This window comes from Arthrobacter sp. P1_B9, from assembly GCF_056406495.1.
In genome coordinates, this window is record NZ_JBFUAA010000007.1 from 219,152 (window position 1) to 241,327 (window position 22,176).

General features: G+C 68.3%; 19 protein-coding genes, 1 rRNA gene and 1 pseudogene. 16 read left to right on the top strand and 5 right to left on the bottom strand.

Annotation, left to right across the window (positions count from 1 at the left end; translation table 11 throughout):
- Positions 1 to 24: 24 nt before the first annotated feature.
- Both AC1D1A_RS12295 and AC1D1A_RS12300 read right to left on the bottom strand, forming a co-directional pair.
- The gene (locus tag AC1D1A_RS12295; protein ID WP_476859020.1) at positions 25 to 990 is read right to left on the bottom strand and encodes a quinone oxidoreductase family protein; all 966 of its coding nucleotides are present in this window, start codon (positions 988 to 990) and stop codon (positions 25 to 27) included.
- 164 nt (positions 991 to 1,154) lie between these two features.
- The gene (locus tag AC1D1A_RS12300; protein ID WP_028277262.1) at positions 1,155 to 2,258 is read right to left on the bottom strand and encodes a fatty acid desaturase family protein; all 1,104 of its coding nucleotides are present in this window, start codon (positions 2,256 to 2,258) and stop codon (positions 1,155 to 1,157) included.
- A gap of 186 nt (positions 2,259 to 2,444) precedes the next feature.
- On the opposite strand from AC1D1A_RS12300, the gene argC reads away from it, so the two are divergent.
- From argC to AC1D1A_RS12350, 10 genes are all read left to right on the top strand, one after another.
- Positions 2,445 to 3,488: an N-acetyl-gamma-glutamyl-phosphate reductase gene (gene argC / locus AC1D1A_RS12305; protein ID WP_476947820.1), complete on the top strand. Its 1,044-nt coding sequence runs from the start codon at positions 2,445 to 2,447 to the stop codon at positions 3,486 to 3,488.
- The gene (gene argJ, locus AC1D1A_RS12310; RefSeq protein WP_476849476.1) at positions 3,485 to 4,651 is read left to right on the top strand and encodes a bifunctional glutamate N-acetyltransferase/amino-acid acetyltransferase ArgJ; all 1,167 of its coding nucleotides are present in this window, start codon (positions 3,485 to 3,487) and stop codon (positions 4,649 to 4,651) included. The genes argC and argJ overlap by 4 nt, the downstream gene beginning before the upstream one ends.
- A gap of 62 nt (positions 4,652 to 4,713) precedes the next feature.
- On the top strand, positions 4,714 to 5,646 hold the full coding sequence (gene argB, locus AC1D1A_RS12315) for an acetylglutamate kinase (protein WP_223917243.1): 933 nt from the start codon (positions 4,714 to 4,716) through the stop codon (positions 5,644 to 5,646).
- A gap of 92 nt (positions 5,647 to 5,738) precedes the next feature.
- Positions 5,739 to 7,034 (top strand): acetylornithine transaminase, encoded by a 1,296-nt coding sequence (locus tag AC1D1A_RS12320; RefSeq protein ID WP_476947831.1) that lies wholly within the window; start codon positions 5,739 to 5,741, stop codon positions 7,032 to 7,034.
- Positions 7,031 to 8,056, top strand: a complete 1,026-nt coding sequence (gene argF / locus AC1D1A_RS12325; RefSeq protein WP_476947821.1) for an ornithine carbamoyltransferase — start codon at positions 7,031 to 7,033, stop codon at positions 8,054 to 8,056. The genes AC1D1A_RS12320 and argF overlap by 4 nt, the downstream gene beginning before the upstream one ends.
- Complete coding sequence (locus tag AC1D1A_RS12330; RefSeq protein ID WP_079551248.1) at positions 8,056 to 8,586, top strand: arginine repressor; 531 nt, start codon at positions 8,056 to 8,058, stop codon at positions 8,584 to 8,586. The genes argF and AC1D1A_RS12330 overlap by 1 nt, the downstream gene beginning before the upstream one ends.
- A 107-nt stretch (positions 8,587 to 8,693) precedes the next feature.
- Positions 8,694 to 9,899: an argininosuccinate synthase gene (locus AC1D1A_RS12335; RefSeq protein ID WP_028277269.1), complete on the top strand. Its 1,206-nt coding sequence runs from the start codon at positions 8,694 to 8,696 to the stop codon at positions 9,897 to 9,899.
- A 5-nt stretch (positions 9,900 to 9,904) separates the two neighbouring features.
- Positions 9,905 to 11,332 (top strand): argininosuccinate lyase, encoded by a 1,428-nt coding sequence (argH, locus tag AC1D1A_RS12340; protein ID WP_476849479.1) that lies wholly within the window; start codon positions 9,905 to 9,907, stop codon positions 11,330 to 11,332.
- Positions 11,333 to 11,525: 193 nt separating this feature from the next.
- Positions 11,526 to 12,062 (top strand): pyridoxine/pyridoxamine 5'-phosphate oxidase, encoded by a 537-nt coding sequence (locus tag AC1D1A_RS12345; protein ID WP_476859015.1) that lies wholly within the window; start codon positions 11,526 to 11,528, stop codon positions 12,060 to 12,062.
- 57 nt (positions 12,063 to 12,119) lie between these two features.
- Positions 12,120 to 12,857, top strand: a complete 738-nt coding sequence (locus tag AC1D1A_RS12350) for a maleylpyruvate isomerase family mycothiol-dependent enzyme (RefSeq protein WP_230010643.1) — start codon at positions 12,120 to 12,122, stop codon at positions 12,855 to 12,857.
- A gap of 91 nt (positions 12,858 to 12,948) precedes the next feature.
- Here AC1D1A_RS12350 and AC1D1A_RS12355 read toward each other — a convergent pair whose 3' ends face one another.
- Positions 12,949 to 13,467, bottom strand: coding sequence for a methylated-DNA--[protein]-cysteine S-methyltransferase (locus AC1D1A_RS12355; RefSeq protein WP_476947822.1), 519 nt, complete (start codon positions 13,465 to 13,467; stop codon positions 12,949 to 12,951).
- The gene (locus AC1D1A_RS12360; protein ID WP_476871999.1) at positions 13,464 to 14,999 is read right to left on the bottom strand and encodes an AlkA N-terminal domain-containing protein; all 1,536 of its coding nucleotides are present in this window, start codon (positions 14,997 to 14,999) and stop codon (positions 13,464 to 13,466) included. The genes AC1D1A_RS12355 and AC1D1A_RS12360 overlap by 4 nt, the downstream gene beginning before the upstream one ends.
- Positions 15,000 to 15,089: 90 nt before the next feature.
- Here AC1D1A_RS12360 and AC1D1A_RS12365 point away from each other — a divergent pair, with 90 nt between their 5' ends.
- Together AC1D1A_RS12365 and AC1D1A_RS12370 are read left to right on the top strand one after the other, a co-directional pair.
- Positions 15,090 to 15,779 (top strand): DNA-3-methyladenine glycosylase, encoded by a 690-nt coding sequence (locus tag AC1D1A_RS12365; protein WP_476947823.1) that lies wholly within the window; start codon positions 15,090 to 15,092, stop codon positions 15,777 to 15,779.
- A gap of 73 nt (positions 15,780 to 15,852) precedes the next feature.
- Complete coding sequence (locus tag AC1D1A_RS12370; protein WP_476947832.1) at positions 15,853 to 16,500, top strand: hypothetical protein; 648 nt, start codon at positions 15,853 to 15,855, stop codon at positions 16,498 to 16,500.
- A 190-nt stretch (positions 16,501 to 16,690) separates the two neighbouring features.
- Here AC1D1A_RS12370 and AC1D1A_RS12375 read toward each other — a convergent pair.
- Positions 16,691 to 17,122 (bottom strand): annotated as a pseudogene (locus AC1D1A_RS12375) (GNAT family N-acetyltransferase); the annotation flags it as partial.
- 187 nt (positions 17,123 to 17,309) lie between these two features.
- On the opposite strand from AC1D1A_RS12375, the gene AC1D1A_RS12380 reads away from it, so the two are divergent.
- The 4 genes from AC1D1A_RS12380 to AC1D1A_RS12395 all read left to right on the top strand — a co-directional run.
- Positions 17,310 to 17,831, top strand: coding sequence for an adenine phosphoribosyltransferase (locus AC1D1A_RS12380; RefSeq protein WP_243181808.1), 522 nt, complete (start codon positions 17,310 to 17,312; stop codon positions 17,829 to 17,831).
- A gap of 147 nt (positions 17,832 to 17,978) precedes the next feature.
- Positions 17,979 to 20,207: a HelD family protein gene (locus AC1D1A_RS12385; RefSeq protein WP_476849486.1), complete on the top strand. Its 2,229-nt coding sequence runs from the start codon at positions 17,979 to 17,981 to the stop codon at positions 20,205 to 20,207.
- 60 nt (positions 20,208 to 20,267) lie between these two features.
- Positions 20,268 to 21,581, top strand: a complete 1,314-nt coding sequence (gene tyrS, locus AC1D1A_RS12390; protein ID WP_476947824.1) for a tyrosine--tRNA ligase — start codon at positions 20,268 to 20,270, stop codon at positions 21,579 to 21,581.
- 533 nt (positions 21,582 to 22,114) lie between these two features.
- Positions 22,115 to 22,176, top strand: a 16S ribosomal RNA gene (locus AC1D1A_RS12395); the annotation flags it as partial.

Genomic DNA, 22,176 nt, shown 5'->3' on the forward strand with positions numbered 1-22,176 from the left:
GTACGGCTTGGGGGACCGTGCAGCTTAGGGGACGAGGATGACTTTGCCGGTGGTGCGGCGCTGTTCAAGGTCCTCGTGGGCACGGGCTGCCTCGCCGAGAGGATAGCGTGCGCCGATCCTGACCTTGAGGCTGCCGTCGGCAGCGGCGGCGAAGACTTCGTCGGAGCGCCAGCGGCGTTCCCGGGCGTCGCGCAGGTAGTGGCCCATGGTGGGCCGCGTGAGGTACAGCGAGCCGCCGGCGTTGAGCCGCTGCGGGTCGAACGGCGGGACCGGGCCGGACGCTGCACCGAAGAGGACCAGCATGCCCCGGATGCGCAGGGACGCCAGGGAGGCGTCGAAAGTGTCTTTTCCGACGCCGTCGTACACCACATCCGCGCCGGTGCCGTTGGTCAGATCCCGGACCCGGTCGGCCAAACCGTCGTAGCGCAGCACGTTGTCGGCGCCGGCTTCGCGGGCCAGCTGCTCTTTCGCGTCTGTCGAAACGGTGGTGATGACGTTGGCGCCCCTGGCCTTGAGCAACTGGATCATCAGGAGCCCCACACCGCCGGCGCCGGCGTGGAGCAGCACGGTGTGGCCGGACTCGACCTTGAAGGTGGAGTTGATTAGGTAGTGGGCCGTCACGCCCTGCAACGGCAGCGCCGCGGCGGTGAAATCATCCAGGCCGTCGGGAACCGGGAGGGCCTTGTCCTCATCGACGAGTGCATAGCCGGCGTAGCAGTCAGCGCCCTCGGCCGTGGCCACCCGGTCACCGGGAGCAAACCCGGTGACGGCGTCGCCGACCTCCTCCACGGTGCCCGCGGCCTCGGAGCCGGGCGTGAAGGGGTAGCTGACCTTGTAGACGCCGCTGCGCTTGTAGGTGTCAATGAAGTTCACGCCCGCGGCCGCGACCTTGACCAGCAGCTGGCCGGGCCCGGGAACGGGCCGGGCTGTCTTGTCGAGTTCGAGGACCTCGGGGCCGCCGGCCTGGCGGGCGACGATTGCGTGCATCATGTGGCTCCTTTTCCGGGCGGGGAATTCTGTCCCGGTCCCTGGGTCCATCCTAGGGACACCGGGGGTAACCATGAAGGGGCCTTTCGTAACCAGCCGTCACGTGATGTTTGGGCGGACGTTGCCAGGAGGCGGCAGGTCCTGCGCGGCCGCCCGCGGTCCGTCCTTTAGTAGCGGCGGGTTACCGTTGCCATCGGGCATTCGAAGTGGCGGCCGGCGGCGAGTCCGACGTCGTTGAGGTAGCGGACAATGATGGCGTACGACTGCATCAGCGTGGTTTCCGTGTACGGGACCTGGTGCTTGGCGCAGTACTCGCGGACGATCTTGGCGGCCTGGTGCAGCTGCGGGCGGGCCATGTCCGGGAAGAGGTGGTGTTCGGCCTGGCGGTTGAGGCCGCCGAGCAGGATGTCCATGAAGCGGCCGCCCGAGATGTTCCGGGACGTCAGGACCTGGCGGCTGAAGAAGTCCACCCGGCTGTCCGCCGGCAGCACCGGCATGCCCTTGTGGTTCGGCGCGAAGGACGCGCCCATGTAGAAGCCGAACACGGCCAGTTGGACGCCGATGAAGGCGAACGCCATGCCCAGCGGCAGGAAGGTGAACGCGAGGACCGGCAGGAGGCTGAGCCGGACCGCGAGGATCGGGATTTCGACCCAGCGGTGCGTGACCTTGGCCCGGCGGACGATGAATTTCACGGAATCGATCTGCAGTCCCAGGCCCACCAGGAACAGGAGCGGGAAGAAGAACCAGCCCTGCTTGCGGGTCAGGAACGCGAGGCGTCCCTGGCGGTCGGCTACGGCTTCGGGGTGGAAGGCGATGGGGCCGGGCGCGATGTCCGGGTCCTTGGAGATGACGTTCGGGTGGTTGTGGTGCGCGCCGTGCTTCTGCTCCCACCAGGAGTAGCTGATCCCGGCCACGGAGGTGGCGAGCAGGCGTGCTGCCCAGTCGTTGGCGCGGCGGGACGCGAAGATCTGCCGGTGCCCGGCCTCGTGGGCCAGGAAACTCAACTGCGTGCAGATGATGCCCAGGGCGGCGGCGATCAGGAGCTGGAACCAGCTGTCACCGATCAGCGCGAACCCGAACCAGGTGGCGGCCATCAGGAGCACCAGGCTGGCGAACACCGTGATGTAGAACCCGACGCGCCGTTCGAGGAGGCCGGCCGTCTTCACGCTCTTGAGGAGTTCCGAATAGCTCAGGACCACGGCGTTGGGCTGCCGGACCCGCGATGGCGGCCGCGCCGGCGTTTCGGCGGGAAGGGTGGAAGTGGCGGTCATAGGGCGCTTGCCTCGTCACGGTTACGGGCAACGCTGCAGCTGACATTCGCAGCTGCACGGTCTGGATCACCCTTTACCAAGCATACGCCCCCGGGTTTCCGCGGCGCCGTTCGGGAGCTTTGGACACGCGCCCATCGATGCATAAATATCGGCATCTATGCATACTCTTGCTGTATAGTCGTGCTTATGACTATTTCTGTTGCCGTTTCCGGGGCTAGCGGCTATGCCGGCGGCGAGGTCCTGCGGCTCCTCGCCGGTCATCCCGACGTCACCATCGGCGCCATCACGGCCCACAGCAACGCCGGTTCCAGACTAGGGGAATTACAGCCGCATCTCCATGGCCTCGCGGACCGGATCCTCGAAGACACCACCGTGGATAACCTGGCCGGGCACGACGTCGTTTTCCTGGCGCTTCCGCACGGGGCATCCGCGGAGATCGCGGCGCAGCTGCCCGCCGGGACCCTGGTCATCGACGCCGGCGCGGACCACCGCCTCGAGGACCCGGCGGCCTGGGAGAAGTTCTACGGGTCGGCCCACGCCGGAACCTGGCCCTACGGCCTCCCGGAACTGCCCGGCCAGCGCGATGCCCTCCGCGGCGCCACCCGGATCGCCGTCCCCGGCTGCTACCCGACCTCGGCCCTGCTGGCCCTCACTCCCGGCTTCAGCAACCAGCTGCTGGAGGGCGACGACGTCGTGATCGTCTCCGCCTCCGGCACCTCAGGGGCCGGCAAAGCTGCCAAGGTCAACCTGATCGGCGCCGAAGTCATGGGCTCCATGAGCCCCTACGGGGTCGGCGGGGGACACCGGCACACCCCCGAGATCGAACAGGGACTCTCGAAAGCGCTGGGGGCCCCGGTCACCGTCTCCTTCACGCCCACGCTGGCGCCGATGAGCCGCGGCATCCTCACCACGGCGACCGCCAGGGTGCGGCAGCAGCCAGGCCGCAGAGTCACTGCCGCAGACCTGCGTGCCGCCTGGGCCGAAGCCTACGACGACGAACCGTTCGTGCACCTGCTCCCCGAGGGGCAGTGGCCCTCCACGAAATCGGTCCAGGGATCTAACCACACGGTCATGCAGCTCGCCTTCGATGAGCACACCGGCCGCGTGATCGTGTGCTGCGCCATCGACAACCTCACCAAGGGGACCGCCGGCGGGGCCGTGCAGTCCATGAACCTAGCCCTCGGCCTGGCGGAAACCGCCGGCCTCAACCTCCAGGGAGTCGCACCGTGAGCATCACCGCACCGCAGGGATTCCGCGCCGCCGGCGTGACGGCCGGGCTCAAGGCTTCCGGCAAGCCGGATGTGGCCCTCGTGGTCAACGACGGCCCGTCCAAAGCCGCCGCGGCGGTCTTCACGTCCAACCGCGTCGCCGCGGCCCCCGTGCACTGGTCACGCGAAGTGGTCAAGGACGGCCGCGTGGATGCCGTGATCCTCAACTCCGGCGGGGCCAACGCCTGCACCGGGCCCCAGGGGTTCCAGAACACGCACACCACCGCGGAGAAGACCGCCGAAGCCCTCGGCGTCTCCGCCACCGACGTCGTGGTCTGCTCCACCGGACTGATCGGCGAGCAGCTCCCCATGGAGAAAATCCTGGCCGGGATCGGTTCCGCCACCGCAGCTCTGGCCGCGGACGGCGGCCCCGCGGCGGCCACCGCGATCATGACCACGGATTCGGTGTCCAAGCAGTCCGTCTTCACCGGCACGGCCGCGGACGGCACGCAGTTCACCATCGGCGGCATGGCCAAGGGCGCCGGCATGCTGGCCCCGGGCCTGGCCACCATGCTGGTGGTCCTCACCACGGACGCCGACGTCCCGCCGGACGTGCTCGACGCCGAACTCCGCAACGCCACGCGGCTCACCTTCGACCGGGCGGACTCGGACGGCTGCATGTCCACCAACGACACCGTGGTGCTGCTCGCCTCCGGCGCCTCCGGTGCCGCGCCGTCCGCCGCCGACTTCGGCGCCGGCCTGACCCAGGTCTGCGCCGAGCTGGCCCGGAAACTGATCGGCGACGCCGAGGGCGCCAGCCACGACATCGCGATCCGGACGTTCAACGCCGCGAGCGAGCGGGACGCCGAAATCGTCAGCCGCGCCGTCGCCCGCTCCAACCTGTTCAAGACCGCGATCTTCGGCAAGGACCCCAACTGGGGCCGCGTGCTGTCCGCCGTCGGCACCACCGACGCGGCCTTCGAACCGGACCAGCTGAACGTGTCCATGAACGGTGTGCAGATCTGCCGCAACGGCAGCATCGGCGATGACCGGAACCTCGTGGACCTCGAACCGCGCGAGGTCCTGGTCGAAATCGACCTGCAGGCCGGTGCAGCCGAGGCCACGATCCTCACCAACGACCTCACCCACGACTACGTCCACGAAAACAGCGCCTACTCCAGCTGACCTCCCCGGAGGGATGAACAGCAGGGATGAACAGTAGGGATGACGAACAGAGGACGAACAGCATGAACACCCAGACCCGCGAGACCACCTCCCAGTCCGACGCCCGGGACAAAGCCGCCACGCTGATCGAGGCGCTGCCCTGGATCCAGCGCTTTGCCGGCAGCACCATGGTGATCAAGTACGGCGGCAATGCCATGGTCAACGACGAGCTCCGCCGCGCCTTCGCCGAGGACGTCGTGTTCCTGCACCACGTCGGCATCCACCCCGTGGTGGTGCATGGCGGCGGCCCGCAGATCAACGCCATGCTCAGCCGGCTCGGGATCGAATCCGAATTCAAGGGCGGGCTGCGTGTCACCACGCCCGAGGCCATGGACGTGGTCCGGATGGTCCTCACCGGCCAGGTGGGACGCGAACTCGTGGGCCTGATCAACTCCCACGGCCCGTACGCCGTCGGGATGTCCGGCGAAGACGGCGGCCTGCTCCGCGCCGTCCGCACCGGCACCGTGGTGGACGGCGAAGAGGTGGACCTGGGCCTGGTGGGCGAGGTGGTCGGGGTGAACCCGGAAGGGATTGTGGACATCCTCGCGGCCGGCCGGATTCCTGTGATCTCCACCGTCGCCCCGGAAATCCACGACGACGGATCCACCACCGGTCAGGTACTTAATGTGAACGCGGACACGGCGGCGGCCGCGGTGGCGTCGGCCCTGGGTGCCTCCAAGCTGGTCATCCTGACCGATGTCGAAGGCCTCTACGCCAACTGGCCGGACAGGTCATCGCTCATTTCGTCGCTGACGGCGTCGGAGCTGCGCGAGATGCTGCCGCGCCTTGAGTCCGGCATGATCCCGAAGATGGCGGCGTGCCTGAAAGCCATTGACGACGGCGTCGAGCGCGCCCACATCGTGGACGGCCGCCTGCCGCACTCGATGCTGCTGGAAACCTTTACGACCGCCGGTATCGGCACCCAGGTCGTCCCCGACGAGGAAGTGAACGCATAGTGAGCAGCACTGAACTGAGCCATTCCGCTGAAGGCCGCAGCAGCGATGGGGGGCCGGGTGTGGTCGGGCACCGCGGAGCGGGCGGGGCCCCCATCGCTGCGGAGACCGCCGCAACCACAATCGTTTCCAGCCGCAGCGGAGCCGAGTGGCTGTCCCGCTACTCGTCCTCGCTGCTGGGCGTCTTCGGCACCCCGCAGCGGGTCCTGGTCCGCGGCGCCGGCTGCCTCGTGTGGGACGCCGACGGCAAGGAATACCTGGACCTGCTCGGCGGCATCGCGGTGAACGCCCTCGGCCACGCCCACCCGTTCGTGACCTCGGTGATCTCCAGCCAGCTGGCCACCCTGGGCCATGTCTCGAACTTCTTTACGAGCCCCACCCAGATCGCCCTGGCCGAGAAGCTGCTGGAACTGTCCAAGGCCCCGGCCGGCTCCAAGGTGTTCTTCGCCAACTCCGGCACCGAAGCCGTCGAGGCGGCCTTCAAGCTGGCGCGCCGGAACAGTGGCGCCAGCCAGTCCGCGGCCGCGGAGAATACTGTCGCGGATAAAACAGCGCAGCCGCGCACCAAGATCATCGCGCTCGAAGGCGCCTTCCACGGGCGCACCATGGGCGCCCTCGCGCTCACCGCCAAAGAGGCGTACCGGGCGCCGTTCGCGCCGCTGCCCGGCGGCGTCGTGCATGTCCCGTTCGGTGACATCGAGGCGCTCCGCGCCGCCATTGATGAGACCACGGCCGCCGTCTTCCTCGAACCGATCCAGGGCGAGGCCGGCGTCCGGCCGCTGCCTGCCGGCTACCTCAAAGCGGCCCGCGAGGCCACGAGCGCGGCCGGCGCCCTGCTGATCCTCGACGAGGTCCAGACCGGTATCGGCCGCACCGGCAAGTGGCTGGCCAGCGAGGACGCCGGGATCGTGCCCGACGCCGTGACCCTCGCCAAGGGCCTGGGCGGCGGCTTCCCGGTCGGCGCGCTCGTCACGTTCGGCCCGGAAACGTCTGCTCTGCTGACCGCCGGCCAGCACGGGACGACATTCGGCGGCAACCCGGTGGCCACCGCCGCCGCCCTCGCCACCCTGCACGTCCTGGAAAACCAGGACATCCTGGCCCACGTCCGGAACCTGGGGGAGCATCTGCGCGCCGGCCTCGCCGGAATCGCCGGCGTGACCGAGGTCCGCGGCGAGGGGCTGCTGATCGGCTTCGACCTCGACGCCGACGTCGCCCCGGGCGTCGTGGCCGCCGGCCTCGACGCCGGGTTCATCGTCAACAGCCCGGGCCCGCGCACCATCCGGCTGGCGCCCCCGCTGATCCTGACCACCGAGCAGGCAGACCTTTTCCTGGCCGCCCTGCCGGCACTGCTCGAGACCGCCAAGACCAACGCTGCAAAGGACGCCAAGTGACCGCCGCCGTGACCGCCTCAGTGCCCACCCGCCACTTCCTCAAGGACACGGACCTCAGCCCGGCCGAGCAGGCCGAGGTCCTCGAGCTCGCCGTCCGGATGAAGGCCGCGCCCTACAGCGTGCAGCCCTTCGCCGCAGACGGCAACGGCCGCCGGACGGTGGCCGTCATCTTCGACAAGACCTCCACCCGGACCAGGGTCTCCTTCGCCACCGGCATCGCGGACATGGGCGGTAACGCGCTCATCATCAACCCCGGCGAGGCGCAGATCGGGCACAAAGAATCGGTCGAGGACACTGCCAAGGTGCTCGAACGCATGGTCTCCACCATTGTGTGGCGCACCGGCGCGCATGCCGGGCTCGTCGCCATGGCCGAGAACTCCCGCGTTCCGGTCATCAACGCCCTGTGCGATGACTACCACCCATGCCAGCTCCTGGCCGATCTGCTGACCGTCAAGGAGCACAAGGGCTCGCTCCAGGGCCTGACCATGGCCTACCTGGGCGACTCGGCCAACAACATGGCCAACTCCTACCTGCTGGCCGGCGTGACGGCGGGCATGAACGTCCGCATCGCCGGACCGGAGGGCTACCTGCCGTCGCCGGAGATCATCGCCGCCGCCGAGGACCGTGCCGCGGAGACCGGCGGCTCGGTGCTGGTGACGGTTGACCCCGCCGAAGCGCTCCTGGGCGCCGACGTCGTCGCGACCGACACGTGGGTGTCCATGGGCCAGGAGGCGGAGAAGGAAGCGCGGATGAAGCTGTTCCGCGCCTATTCCGTGGATGCCGACGCGATGAAGCTCGCGGCGCCGGACGCCGTCGTGCTGCACTGCCTCCCGGCCTACCGGGGCTACGAGATCGCCGCGGCCGTCATTGACGGCCCGCAGTCGGTGGTCTGGGACGAGGCCGAAAACCGGCTGCACGCGCAGAAGGCACTCATGGCCTGGCTCATGCACCGCTCCGGTCTGGCAGTGGTTGACGGTCTGGCGCCACTCGATGGTCCGGCACCGGTGGGCGGACCGGCCTGATGTCCGTCCAGCCAGCCTCTCCTGGGGCCAGCCCGGCCACCAAGACAGCCCGGCAGGCGCGGATCACGGCGATTCTCACGGGCGAATCTGTCCGTTCCCAGGCCGAGCTCGCGGCGCTGCTCGCGGACGACGGCGTCCAGGTCACCCAGGCCACGCTGTCACGAGACCTCGTGGAACTCGGCGCCGTCCGGGTCCGCGGCAAGGACGGCGTGCTGGTCTACGCCGTCCCGGGGGAGGGCGGCGAGCGGGCGGCCAAGAGCGGCGTCACGCAGGAAATCCTCGACGCCCGGCTGACCCGGTTGTGCGGGGAACTGCTCGTCACCGCCGAGGCCTCCGCCAACCTCGTGGTGCTTCGGACCCCGCCTGGTGCCGCGAACTTCCTGGCCCTCGCCATCGACCACTCCGTAATGCCCTCGATTCTGGGCACCATCGCTGGGGACGACACCGTCTTGCTTGTCACCCGGGACCCCCTGGGCGGCGCGGACATCGCCGCACGCTTCCTGCAGTTCGCCGAGGAAGCCGGCCAATAAGCAACACCATGAGCCCTTCACAGGACCGGGCACCCGGGTGTGTGACAGGCTTGCAACAGAGCTTTTCCCAGACTTAATGCATCACCAAACAACTAAGGAGCATTTCCGTGACTGAGCGTATTGTTCTGGCCTACTCCGGTGGCCTGGATACTTCCGTAGCCATCGGCTGGATCGGTGAAGCCACCGGCGCCGAGGTCATCGCCGTGGCGGTCGACGTCGGACAGGGCGGCGAATCGCTGGAGACCATCCGCCAGCGCGCGCTGGGCTGCGGCGCCGTCGAGGCCTACGTCGCCGACGCCAGCGACGAGTTCGCCAACGAGTACTGCGTGCCCACGCTGAAGGCCAACGCCCTCTACCAGGGCCACTACCCGCTGGTCTCCGCCATCTCCCGTCCGGTGATCGTCAAGCACCTGGTCAAGGCCGCCCGCGAATTCGGCGCCACCACCGTCGCCCACGGCTGCACCGGCAAGGGCAACGACCAGGTCCGCTTCGAAGTCGGCATCCAGACCCTCGGCCCGGACCTTAAGTGCATCGCCCCGGTCCGTGACCTCGCCCTGACCCGCGACAAGGCCATCGCCTTCGCCGAGGAAAAGGGACTGCCGATCGAGACCACCAAGAAGAACCCGTACTCGATCGACCAGAACGTCTGGGGCCGCGCCGTCGAAACCGGCTACCTCGAGGACATCTGGAACGCCCCCACCAAGGACATCTACGACTACACCGCCACCCCGGAATTCCCGCCGGCACCGGATGAGGTCACCATCTCCTTCGAAGCCGGCGTGCCGGTCGCGATCGACGGCGTCAAGGTCACCCCGCTGCAGGCCATCAAGGAACTCAACCGCCGCGCCGGTGCCCAGGGCGTGGGCCGGATCGACGTCGTCGAGGACCGCCTCGTGGGCATCAAGTCCCGCGAGATCTACGAGGCACCGGGCGCCATGGCGCTCATCACCGCGCACAAGCACCTCGAAGACATCACGATCGAGCGCGAGCAGGCCCGCTTCAAGGCGACCGTCGGCCAGCGCTGGGCCGAGCTGGTCTACGACGGCCAGTGGTTCTCGCCGCTCAAGCGCTCCCTCGACGCCTTCATCGAGGACACCCAGAAATACGTCTCCGGCGACATCCGCATGGTGCTGCACGGCGGCCAGGCGATCGTCAACGGACGCCGCTCCGAGACCTCGCTCTACGACTTCGACCTTGCCACGTACGACACCGGCGACACGTTCGACCAGTCGATGGCGCGCGGATTCATCGAGCTGTGGGGCATGTCCGCCAAGGTTGCCTCCGGCCGCGACATCCGCGTCGCAGGAGAGTAGCCCCTGTGGCTGAGCAAAAGTCTGAGGCTACAAATACGGGAGCGCTGTGGGGCGGCCGGTTCGCCGGCGGCCCAGCGGACGCCCTCGCCGCGCTGAGCAAGTCCACGCACTTCGACTGGCGGCTGGCCCGCTACGACATCGCCGGGTCCAAGGCGCACGCCCGCGTGCTGCACAAGGCCGGGCTGCTGGACGACGCCGAACTGGACGGCATGCTGGCCGCCCTGACGCAGCTGGATGAGGACGTCGCCTCCGGAGCCTACCTGCCGGCCGAGTCCGATGAGGACGTGCACGGTTCGCTCGAGCGTGGCCTGATCGAGCGCGCCGGTACCCAGCTTGGCGGCAAGCTCCGCGCTGGCCGGTCCCGCAACGACCAGGTGGCCACCCTGGGACGGATGTTCCTGCGCGACCACGCCCGGATCATCGCCCGCGGCGTGCTCGCCACGATTGACGCTCTCGTGGACCAGGCCAAGGCGCACAAGGGCGTGGCCATGCCCGGCCGCACCCACCTGCAGCACGCCCAGCCGGTACTGCTCAGCCACCACCTGCTGGCCCACGCATGGGCGCTGCTGCGCGATGTGCAGCGGCTGGCCGACTGGGATAAGCGCGCCGGGGTTTCGCCCTACGGCTCCGGTGCCCTGGCGGGCTCCTCGCTCGGCCTGGACCCCGAGGCCGTCGCCGCGGACCTGGGCTTCTTCTCGGCGACGCACAACTCGATCGACGGCACCGCCTCCCGCGACGTCTTCGCCGAGTTCGCCTGGATCACGGCCATGATCGGCGTGGACCTGTCCCGGGTCTCGGAGGAAGTGATCCTGTGGGCCACGAAGGAATTCTCCTTCGTCACCCTGCACGATTCCTACTCCACAGGCTCCTCGATCATGCCGCAGAAGAAGAACCCGGACGTGGCCGAACTCGCTCGCGGCAAGGCCGGCCGGTTGATCGGCAACCTGACCGGGCTGCTGGCCACCCTGAAGGGCCTGCCGCTCGCGTACAACCGCGACCTGCAGGAGGACAAGGAACCGGTCTTCGACGCCGCGGACACCCTGGAGGTCCTGCTCCCGGCAGTCTCCGGGATGATCGCGACGCTGAAGTTCAACACCGAACGGATGGAAGCGCTGGCTCCCCAGGGTTTCGCCCTGGCGACGGACATCGCCGAATGGCTGGTCCGCCAGGGCGTGCCGTTCCGCGAGGCACACGAGCTCTCCGGCGCCGCGGTCAAGCAGGCCGAAAGCCGCGGCGTCGAGCTCTGGGACCTCACGGACGAGGAATACGCCGCCATCTCGGAGCACCTGACGCCGGAGGTCCGCACGGTCCTGTCCACCGAGGGTTCGCTCAACAGCCGGAACTCGCAGGGCGGCACCGCACCGGCCGCCGTCGAACGCCAGCTGCTGGCCCTCGAGGGCGAGCTCGCCGGCGTGCGCGAGTACGCGGGCTAGTCAGCACACGCGAGAGGGGCCACGCGGGCAGGGTTCCCTGGCCGAGCTTGCGAGGCTAGGGTGCCGGTGGGGAGTTCCGGCAGCGTCTCGGCCGACGCTCCTGCATTGCCTGCAGGAGCGTCGGCGGATTTCTTGCCAAAAGTGAGGGAGCGTTGTGCGTTTGCGGCCGAAAACTCCCCGCTAGCATTGCGACATGAGCGAATCGTTCCGCCAACTGCTGCGTGCCCTGCCCGACTTCCCGGAAGTGCTCCCGGACTTCGACCCTGCGGCGGCGCCCGCGGACCCCGCGGAGCTGTTCCGGCTGTGGCTGGACGAGGCCCTGGCGGCCGGGGTGCCCCAGCCCAATGCGTGCAGCCTGGCCACCGCCGATGAGCACGGCCGGCCGTCGTCGCGGATGCTGATCCTGAAGGACATCGACGCCGACGGCTGGCACTTCGCAACCTCCAGGGAGTCCCGCAAGGGCAAGGAACTCACGGCCAACCCGCATGCGGCGCTGAACTTCTTCTGGCAACAGCAGGGCCGCCAGGTCCGCGTGGCCGGGGACGTCGTGGAGCTGTCCGCGGAAGCCTCGGCCGCCGACTGGCGGGCCCGGCCCGGCGCCGACGGCAGCGAAAATGCAAACAATGAAAACACAGACTGGCAGCTCTACGCCCTCCGGCCGCGCGAAATCGAATTCTGGCAGGCCCGGCACGACCGCCGGCACATCCGGCACCGCTACGCGCCCCGCTGACCGGGCATCGCTCAGTTAATCCGACTTAATCGGGTGGCTCGGTTTAGGATGGGCGCCATGACCTCAATCACACCAGAGAACCTTCGGGCAGAACTGCACCGCGCCGCCGGAGTCGTGGCCGGAATCGCCGCGAAACTGACGGAACAGGACATCAAAGCGCCGTCGGAACTGCCCGGCTGGAGCCGCGGCCACGTGCTGGCCCACATCTGCGGGATTGCCAACGCGATGGGCCGGCAGCTCGAATATGCCGCCCGCGGCGAGGGCGTCGAACTCTATGACGGCGGCTTCGAGGGGCGGAACCGCGCCATCGAGATGGCGGCCGGCCACAGCCTCGCGCAGCACCGGGCCGACCTCGACGCGGCGTTGGACCGGGCCCTGCGCGCCTTCGACTCCCTCGACGCGGCCGGCTGGCGTGAGCCCATCACCTACCGCGGGGGAGTCGTGTTCGACGGCGGCCTGGCACTGTGGCGCGAACTCGTCATCCATGCCGCCGACCTCGGCACCGGCCACGGACCGGAAACCTGGAGTCGCCCGTTCTGCGGGCACCTTTTCGATTTCCTCTCCGCGCGGGTACCCGAGGGCCAGCGCTTCGTGTTGCAGCCGCTTGGCCTGCCGGCGGTAGCCATCGGGAGCGGCGGAACATCGACCGTGATCAACGGCATGCTCACGGACATCGCCGCGTGGCTCGCCGGCCGGAACCCCACCCTCGGCAGCCTGCGCGCCACCGCCGCGGCCGACGGCGTCGACCTTCCGAAGCTGCTGCCCTGGCCTGCCGGCGTTCCGGTCAACAACTGAGCACACCCGGGCCACGCAGGCCGTCCCTCACACACGGTGCGCCCGTCAACAACTGAGCACACCCGGGTCCGGCAGGCCTATGGAATAGGGCCTAGGGCCGTGCCGTCGCGAGGGCTGCTTCGCGTTCCCGGTCCAACAGGCTGCCCTTGACGGCCAGCCCCCAGCGGAAGCCGCCCAGGGTCCCGTCGGTGCGGATGACGCGGTGGCAGGGAACAAACAGTGCCGCCGCGTTGAAGGCGCAGGCACTGGCCGCCGCCCGGACGGCTTTGGCGTTGCCGGACAGCTCCGCATACTCCGTGTAGGTCACCGGGCGCCCCGGCGCGACCGTTCGCAGCACGTCCCAGGCATGGCTGCGGAACGGACCGGACTTCTGCAGCACCGGCACCTCCATGGCCGGCTCCGGATCGCCGGCATAGAACGCCTCCACGGCTTCGGAGATCCCGCCGAGCCCGGTGACGGTCTCGAATTCGGCCGGAAGCAGGTCAGCGTGGATCTGGCCGGTCAGCTCGCCGGGAACGGCGGTCCAGCCCGACGACAAGACAACCCCGTCCCGGGCAATGATGGTGAACAGACCGTCCGGGGTGGACATGGTCAACAGCTGGGCTTTCATGGTTTCGCTTCCTTCGGAGTCTGCTTGTGGTTCTGCGTTGGAGCCTGCCTCGGCGGCAGGGACGGCTTGCGCGCCGCGGCCTGGGCAGCCGCTGCTGCGCGCCACAGGTGCATGGTGGCGTAGGAGCGCCAGGGGCTGACCTCACGGAAATCCGGGGTAAGGGTGGCGCCGTCGGGGGTCTCGGCGAGTGAACGGATGCCGTTGCGGACCGCGGCGTCGTTGGCCAGGAACACATCCGGCGCGCCGATGACCCGCATCGCGACGTATCCCACGGTCCACGGCCCGACGCCGGCCAGGGGCAGGAGTTTGGCCTCCAGCCCCTGCACGTCATCGCCGTAGCCGAAGTCGAGGTCGCCCGAGGCCATCGCCGCCGCGGCGCCCCGGACAGCATCGATCCGCCGCTGCGGGCCTCGGAGCAGTTCGAAGCCGGTCCCGGCGATCTGCTCGGCCGTCGGGAAAAGCCGGTGGAGGCCGTCGTCGGGCACCAGGCTCGCGCTTCCGACCGCGGAAAGCTGGACCAGGGCGGTCCGCGCGGCGGCCACGGTGATTTGTTGGCCGATCATCGCCCGGATCAGCAGCTCCTGCGGATCAACGGCGCCGGGCATCCGCATGCCCGGCGTGCGCGCCACCGCGGCGGCCAGCCGGGAGTCGGCCTCGAGGGCGGCATCGATGGCGACCGGATCGGCGTCCAGGTCCAGCAGCCGGCGGACCCTGCTCAGCAGGGCGGCCAGATCCCGGAGGTCGACGGCGCCGATGGTCAGCACGAGCGGACGCCCGGGCGCGCCGGCGTCGTAATCCACGCGGAAGCGGGCATCGCCGTGCGTCAGCCGCAGGGTCCGGGCGTAGGAAGTGGAGGTACCTTCCTCGATCCCGGGGATGGCGCGGACTGCCAAAAAATCAAAGACGCCCGGGTCGAACGGTTCGCGGTACGGAAGGTTGAGTGTGAGCGCTGTGGTCGCCGCGGGGGAGCGGTGATGCCTGGCTGTGGCCCGGAGCGCGGAAGGCGTCATCGCAAAGACCTCGCCGATGGTCTCGTTGAACTGGCGCACGCTGCTGAATCCGGCGGCGAAGGCGATGTCCGAGACTTTCATGGCGGTGGAGACCAGCAGGGTGCGGGCGGTCTGGGCGCGGCTCGCCCGTGCCAGGGACAGTGGGCCGGCGCCGAGTTCGTGGCTGAGGATCCGATTGAGCTGGCGCGAGGAGTATCCGAGCCGGGCCGCGAGCCCCTCGACGCCGTCGCGGTTGATCACGCCGTCATTGATGAGCCGCATGGCCCGGCCGGCGATATCGGAGCGCACGTTCCAGGCCGGCGTACCCGGCACGGCCTCGGGCAGGCAGCGTTTGCACGCACGGTAGCCGGCGTCGTGCGCCGCGGCGGACGTTTCATAGAACGTGACATTGTCCGCCTTGGGCGTCCGCGCGGGGCACGAGGGCCGGCAATAGATGCCGGTGGTCCGGACAGCTGTGTAGAACTGCCCGTCGAATCGGGTGTCCCGGGCATCGATTGCCCGGTAGCGCTGCCAGAAGTCCATCACCCCATCCTGCCAGCTTCGCGGAGCAGCTGCTAGCGGAATTCGGACACGGCCGTCCTCTCCTTCGGCGGTGTTTGTTAAAGTCTGAGCATGACTTCCAGCCCGCTTCCTGCCCAGTCCGGCGCGGCCGAGTCCGTCCGCGAGCTGCTCTCGGCCGATGCCCGGCACGTGGCGCCGCTGATCCTCGGCGCGGTGCTGACGCACGACGGGCCCGGCGGATCAGTCTCGGTTCGGATTACCGAAGTGGAGGCATACCTGGGCCCGCATGATTCGCACCACCCTGACCCCGGGTCCCACACCTTTCGCGGCCAAACGGCCCGCAACGCCCCGATGTTCGGCCCGGCCGGCCACCTCTACGTGTATTTCACGTACGGGATGCACCATTGCGCCAATATCGTGTGCGGGCCCGAGGGCGTGGCATCGGCGCTCCTGCTGCGGGCCGGCGAAGTGGTCGCGGGACATGAGCTGGCGAGGGCCAGGCGGCCGACGTCGAAATCGGATGTCGACCTCGCGAGCGGGCCGGCCCGGCTGGCCACCGCGCTGGGACTGACGACGGCGGACAGCGGGCGGGATGCCCTCGCGCCGCCGTTCCGGCTGGAACCGGCCGCGTACCCGCCGGAGGGGGTCGCCGCGGGCATCAGCTCCGGTCCGCGCGTCGGCGTCTCCGGCGACGGCGGCAGCCACGAGTACCCCTGGCGGTTCTGGCTCAGCGGCGACCCGACCGTCTCCCGCTACAAGGCGGCAAAGCCGGCAAAGGCGCCAAGCGCCCGCGGCGCGTGAGGTAGCGGGCACTGTGTGCGCCCCGTTCCCGCGCCCTGATGCAGGCACGTGCGGTGGGGGATGATGGAGCAGTATGGGCGAGGGAAAGCGCGGAAAACCGGGCAGCGAGCTGGAGCGGCTCCAGATCTTCGCGGAGCTGGCCACCGAGTACTTCCGGATGGTGGAACTGTTCACCCCCGATGGCGGGCAGGTCGCGGCGGACTCCGTCGAAGCAGAGCGCCGGCACTGGATTGAGCTCTTCCGCGCGGCCCTGCTGCGCAAATTCATCGTTCCCGAAGAACACGTTTCGCTCAAACTCGTGGTGCGGGCGCTGCGCCTGTGCAACTACTCGGCGGACTCCCGGCTAGCCCAAGGCGCAGCGGAAGCGGCCGGGATGTTCACCAACGGCATGATCCGGGACCGCGAGGCGCTGATGGCCGAAATCGCCCTGGCCGACCATGACTTGTTCGAGGACGTCCTCTATGGACGGCTCCTTCACGGTGACGCCGACAGGTTCCGCCGGTCCGGATGGGCCGGGGACTACGCCCGGCTGAGCCGCGTGGCAGCCGGGCGGTTCGACGCCGAACGCGCGCTCCGAAAAGCGCTGGACATCGTCTCCTACGGGCTTGCCAACGAACTCCTGCGCCCGCCGGAGCCGGACTCCGTGCCTCAAGATGCCGTGCCTCAAGATGCCGGGCCTCCCGTTCATCCGGACGCCTTGCCTCCAGCGGCAGGGGATTAGGGGTCCAGGTGGCTGCGAAGCTRCCCAGCGAGTAGCCGGCGCCGACGGCGAAGGGGGCGAGCCGGCGCCGCAGGTCCTCGCGCACGTGCGGCCACTCCTGCGAGAGGATCGAGAAGACGGCGGTGTCCGCGCGTCCCCCGCCCGGCGCCGCGCGGTGGCCGCGGAGGACCCCCTCGAATTGTGCGCCGAGGCGTTCGATCGCCGTCGCGCTCCGGGTGTTGCGGGCGTCGCAGCGGAAAGCCACCCGGTCCACTTCCAGTACCTCATAGGCGTAGGCGAGGAGCATGTGCTTGCTCGCCGGATTGACGTGGCTGCCCCAGAACTGCCGCCCGTAGAATGTTCCGCCGATTTCCAGGCGTTGCTGGTCCGGAACGTAGTCGCGGAGGGACGTCGTGCCCAGCAGGGCGCCTGTGCGCCCGTCCGTCACGGCGAACGGGATGGTGGCGGGATCCTCCAGCCGTGACCGGAACAGCGCCGCCAGCTCGCGGGCAGTCCCCGGCATCGGCGCCGCCATGCCTGCCCACATGCCGGCGTCCACAAAATCGAAGAGGCCTGCCGCATGGTGCGGGGCCAGCGGAACCAGCCGAATCCCATGGCCGGAGAGGACGATTTCGTGTCGCATTCGAGCATTCAATCACCGGCGGGATGGACAGGAGCGGCGAATCCGGCACCGACAGCGTGAACATTCGATGGCCGGCGGGTTGCCGCGGAGCCGGCGGGCCGGGAGGCCGGGGCCCGGGAGGCTTCCCGCTACCAGCCAGTAAGGTGGATGGGTGAATCAAAGCGACCCGAACCAGACGACGACTGCAATGCCGGTGGATGAGCTGATCAAGAGCCTGTGCGCCACCATCCCGGACTATCCCAAACCAGGGGTCAGCTTCAAGGACCTGACCCCGGTGTTCGCCGACGGCGCCGCCTTCGGGGCCGTCGTCGATGCCCTGGTGGGACCTTTCCAGGGCCAGTTCGACGCCGTCGCCGGAGTGGAGGCCCGCGGCTTCCTGCTCGCGGCGGCCGCCGCCTACGCCACCGGGACCGGGGTCATCACGGTCCGCAAGGCCGGCAAGCTTCCGCGCGAGGTGTTCTCCGAGGACTACGCCCTGGAGTACGGCACCGCCACCCTTGAGCTGCACACCACGGACCTGGCGCCGGGGAGCCGGGTGCTGATCCTCGACGACGTGCTCGCCACGGGCGGCACGCTCGGCGCCGCGGCGCGGCTGTTCGAGCGGTGCGGGATCCACGTGGCCGGCATCGGTGTGGTCATGGAACTCGACGATCTTGGCGGCCGCACGGCCCTGACCGGCCACAACGTCCGGTCCCTGTTGCGGATCTAGCGGGCCTGCCGGGCTGGACCATCCGGGACGTGCCGGTAGAATTCCCTGACGAAGACTGCCTTGGCATTGTTCGGCGACATGCAACAGCCGTGCCGCCGAAATGGCTGTAGAATGGTGGGTCTGTCTTTTTCGATAGGGGAACGTTCGATGCACGACGCTGATTTGGCCCATGAACGCGACTATGTGGCCGGACTTTACGCCCGGCTCGATGAGTTGCGGGCGGAGAAGCGCACCCAGCTGGCCCAGGTGCGCCGGGCCGGTGCCGTGGGCACCATGCAGAACGTTTCCGAACGTGATGCCTTCGCCGCCCTCTACGAGGACCGCCTTGCCCAGCTCGACGCCGTCGATGACCGGCTCGTGTTCGGCCGCCTGGACCTGGATTCCGGGGAGGCCCAGTACATCGGCCGCATCGGCCTGACCACCGAGGACCTGCAGCGGCTCATGGTGGACTGGCGTGCGCCCGAGGCCGGCCATTTCTACCAGGCCACGGCATTCGACCGGCAGGGCGTCCGCCGCCGCCGCCATCTGATCCTGCAGGGCCGCGAGGTCAAGGCAATCGAGGATGACGTGCTCGACGCCGGCATGCTCGCCGACAACGATTCGCTCCAGGGCGAGGGTGCCCTGCTGGCTGCCCTGAACTCCAAGCGGACGGGCCGGATGTCAGACATCGTCGGCACCATCCAGTCCGAGCAGGACCGGATCATCCGTTCCTCCATCTCCGGCGCCCTCGTGGTCCAGGGTGGCCCGGGCACGGGCAAGACCGCTGTCGCCCTGCACCGCGCCGCGTACCTGCTCTACACGCACCGGGACCGGCTCAAGAGCGCCGGCGTCCTGCTGGTGGGGCCGACGTCGTCCTTCATGAAGTACATCGAACGCGTGCTGCCCTCGCTCGGCGAGACCGGCGTCGTCATGGCGAGCCTGGGCCGGCTGATGCCCGGCATCACCGCCGTGGCCGAGCCGGACTCCGCCGTCGCCGCCATCAAGGGCCGGCTCGACATGGCCGAGGTGGTCGCCAACGCCGTGGCCAACCGGCAGCGCATTCCGGCCGGAAACCGGACCCTTGAGGTGGACGGCCGCAAACTGGTCCTCACACCCAGGCAGGTCCGCCGCGCCAAGGAGAGGGCGCGCGCCACGGGCAAACCGCACAACGAGGCCCGCGTCTCCTTCGTCAAGATCCTGCTTCGCGAATTGACCGAGCAGATGACGGAGCTGGTGGAGGCAGGCAACATCGGCAACAACGCCGACCGCTCGTACCTGGCGGAGGATGTCCGCTCGGCCCGGGATGTCCGGATCGCCCTGAACCTGTGCTGGATGCCGATGACCCCGGAGAAACTCGTGGGGGAGCTGCTCAGCAAGCCGGCCATCCTCGAGGCATGCACCCCGAACCTCAGCCCGGAAGAACGCGCGCTGCTGCTCCGCCCGGCCGATTCGCCCTGGACCGAGTCCGACGTACCGCTGCTGGACGAGGCTGCCGAATTGCTCGGCGAGCTTGATGCCGCAGCCGGGCGCGGCCTGGCGCAGCAGGAACAAGACCGGGCCCGCGACCTGGCCAACGCCAAGCAGACCCTGGTCAACATGGAAACCGCCGGTGTGGACGTCCTTGTCACGGCCGAAGACCTGGTGGACCAGAACCAGGAGCGTGAGACGCGGCTGACCGCTGCAGAGCGTGCCACCACAGACCGTTCCTGGGCCTTCGGGCACATTGTGGTGGACGAAGCGCAGGAGCTGTCACCCATGCAGTGGCGGTTGCTGGTCCGCCGCTGCCCGCTGAAGTCCTTTACGATCGTGGGCGACATCGCGCAGACCAGTTCTGTTGCCGGCGCCAACTCCTGGCACAGCGCCCTGGGCCCCATGTTCGGCGACCGCTGGCAGCTCGAAGAGCTGACCGTCAACTACCGCACCCCCTCCCAGATCGCCGAGGCCGCCGCCCGCATGGCGACCGCGGCCGGACTGGTGGTTTCGGCACCCAAGGCCGTGCGGGAAGGGCGCTGGTCCCCGGTCATCGACAAAGTCGGCCAGGGCCAGATCGTCAACAAGCTCGTCGAGGTGCTTCCGGAGGAACTGGACGCCATCGAGGGCGGCCTGCTGGCAGTCATCGCCGACGGCGGCCTTCTCCCCGAGGCCAGCGCGGCACTGCGGGCCGTGTACGGCCACCGGGTCGGGACGGGCGCCGGGAGTTACGCGCAGGACATCGTGGTGATCAGTCCCCGCGAGGCGAAGGGGCTGGAATTCGACGGCGTCGTGGTCCTGGAACCGACCGACATGCTCAACCACGAGCACGGCCGGGTGGGTGACCTGTACGTGGCCATGACCCGGCCCACCCAGCGCCTGCGGCTCATCGCCGCCGCCGGAGTCCCGGCAGGCATCGAGGAGTAGGCCCGGGCCGGCAGGCGTCACCTGCGCTGCGGCCCGGTTGATCCTGCTAACTTAGATTCCGTGTCCCAGCTAAATATTCTCGATGCCCAGCAGAACGATCCCAGCTTTGCCAATATCTGGCAGGAGCTGAAATGGCGCGGCCTTGTCCACGTCTCCACGGATGAGGCGGAGCTCGAAAAGCTCCTCGCCGGCGACCCCGTGACGTATTACTGCGGCTTCGATCCGACCGCGCCGAGCCTGCACCTGGGCAACCTGGTCCAGCTGCTGCTCATGCGCCGGATCCAGCTGGCCGGCCACAAGCCGCTCGGACTCGTGGGCGGCTCCACGGGCTTGATCGGTGATCCGCGTCCGACGGCGGAACGCACCCTGAACACCAAGGACACCGTGTCCGAGTGGGTGGGCTACCTTCAGGCCCAGGTCCGTCGGTTCCTGAGCTTCGAGGGCGACAACGCGGCCCGGATGGTCAACAACCTTGACTGGACGGCGCCCCTGAGCGCCATCGACTTCCTGCGCGAGATCGGCAAGAACTACCGTGTCGGCACCATGCTCCGCAAGGACGCCGTTGCCTCCCGCCTCAGTTCCGACGAAGGCATCAGCTACACGGAGTTCAGCTACCAGATCCTGCAGGGCATGGACTACCTTCAGTTGTTCCGCGACTACGGTTGCATGCTGCAGACCGGCGGCTCGGATCAGTGGGGCAACCTCACCAGTGGCACCGAGCTCATCCGCAAGGTTGAGGGCAAGCACGTCCACGCCCTGGGAACGCCGCTCATCACCAACTCTGACGGCACCAAGTTCGGCAAGAGCGAGGGCAACGCGATCTGGCTGGATCCAACCATGTGCAGCCCGTACGCCTTCTACCAGTTCTGGCTCAACACGGCGGACGCCGACGTCGCGGACCGACTCAAAGTGTTCACCTTCCTGAGCCGCGCCGAGATTGAGGAACTGGAGCTCGCGATCGCCGAACGGCCCTTCGCCCGCGAGGGCCAGCGAAAGCTGGCCTACGAGGTGACTTCGCTCGTCCATGGCGTGGACGCCACCGAGAAGGTCATTGCGGCTTCCGCCGCGGTGTTCGGCAACGGCGACCTCTCCGTACTGGACGAAGCGACACTGAAGGCGGCGACCTCCGAGCTGCCCTCCGCCACGGTTGACGCCGGCGCCCTGGGCATCATCGAGCTGCTGGTCGCCTCCGGTCTGTCTGAGAGCAAGTCCGCCGCACGCCGCACTGTGGGGGAGGGCGGCGCCTACGTCAACAATGCGAAGGTATCTGACCCCGACGCCGTTATTGCGGCCAGCGAGTTGCTGCACGGGCGCTACCTGCTTCTGCGCCGGGGCAAGAAGAACCTGGCAACGGTGGAAGTCGCCGCGCCCTGACCAGCACGGGATCCTGACTGGTACCGGATCCTGACTGGTACCGAAAACGCACCTGCACGCTCCTTCCCGGCCGATTTGCACGGCCGGGAAGGAGCGTGTATTGTTTTCTGAGTTGCCGCCGTTGAGTGGTGACAAACCCCCACAAATGAGAAGCAATTCTTCATGCGCCAGGCGCACATAATGAAAATTGCTTCAATTCTGCTGGGCGGATTCGCTCCGCAAAGCGAAATTCCGATGAAAATCGCGAATTTGCAAAGTGGAAATGAATGAAATAAGCTGTAAACATCGCAGCGAAGAAAAGCGGAATAAAGAATTCATGGAAATGAATTGTTTCGGCAAGTATTCGAATGTGTCTGTTGTTTGAGAACTCAATAGTGTGCCAAGTTTGTTGATACCAATTTATTGTATTGAATTGGTTGAATTTGCCGGGCCCGCCACCCCGTGGTGTGGTCTGGTGTTATTTGGCTGGTTTCAAATTTTGTGCAGCGTGTGCATCCCGTTTTCCCGGGGGCGCATGTTGTGTCTGTTTTACTTCAACGGAGAGTTTGATCCTGGCTCAGGATGAACGCTGGCGGCGTGCTTAACACATGCAAGT

Coding starts and splice junctions, on each gene's coding strand:
- AC1D1A_RS12295 (WP_476859020.1), bottom strand. CDS start 990: ATGATGCACGCAATCGTCGCCCGCCAGGCCGGCGGCCCCGAGGTCCTC.
- AC1D1A_RS12300 (WP_028277262.1), bottom strand. CDS start 2,258: ATGACCGCCACTTCCACCCTTCCCGCCGAAACGCCGGCGCGGCCGCCA.
- argC (WP_476947820.1), top strand. CDS start 2,445: ATGACTATTTCTGTTGCCGTTTCCGGGGCTAGCGGCTATGCCGGCGGC.
- argB (WP_223917243.1), top strand. CDS start 4,714: ATGAACACCCAGACCCGCGAGACCACCTCCCAGTCCGACGCCCGGGAC.
- AC1D1A_RS12330 (WP_079551248.1), top strand. CDS start 8,056: ATGTCCGTCCAGCCAGCCTCTCCTGGGGCCAGCCCGGCCACCAAGACA.
- AC1D1A_RS12345 (WP_476859015.1), top strand. CDS start 11,526: ATGAGCGAATCGTTCCGCCAACTGCTGCGTGCCCTGCCCGACTTCCCG.
- AC1D1A_RS12350 (WP_230010643.1), top strand. CDS start 12,120: ATGACCTCAATCACACCAGAGAACCTTCGGGCAGAACTGCACCGCGCC.
- AC1D1A_RS12355 (WP_476947822.1), bottom strand. CDS start 13,467: ATGAAAGCCCAGCTGTTGACCATGTCCACCCCGGACGGTCTGTTCACC.
- AC1D1A_RS12360 (WP_476871999.1), bottom strand. CDS start 14,999: ATGGACTTCTGGCAGCGCTACCGGGCAATCGATGCCCGGGACACCCGA.
- AC1D1A_RS12365 (WP_476947823.1), top strand. CDS start 15,090: ATGACTTCCAGCCCGCTTCCTGCCCAGTCCGGCGCGGCCGAGTCCGTC.
- AC1D1A_RS12370 (WP_476947832.1), top strand. CDS start 15,853: ATGGGCGAGGGAAAGCGCGGAAAACCGGGCAGCGAGCTGGAGCGGCTC.
- AC1D1A_RS12380 (WP_243181808.1), top strand. CDS start 17,310: ATGCCGGTGGATGAGCTGATCAAGAGCCTGTGCGCCACCATCCCGGAC.
- AC1D1A_RS12385 (WP_476849486.1), top strand. CDS start 17,979: ATGCACGACGCTGATTTGGCCCATGAACGCGACTATGTGGCCGGACTT.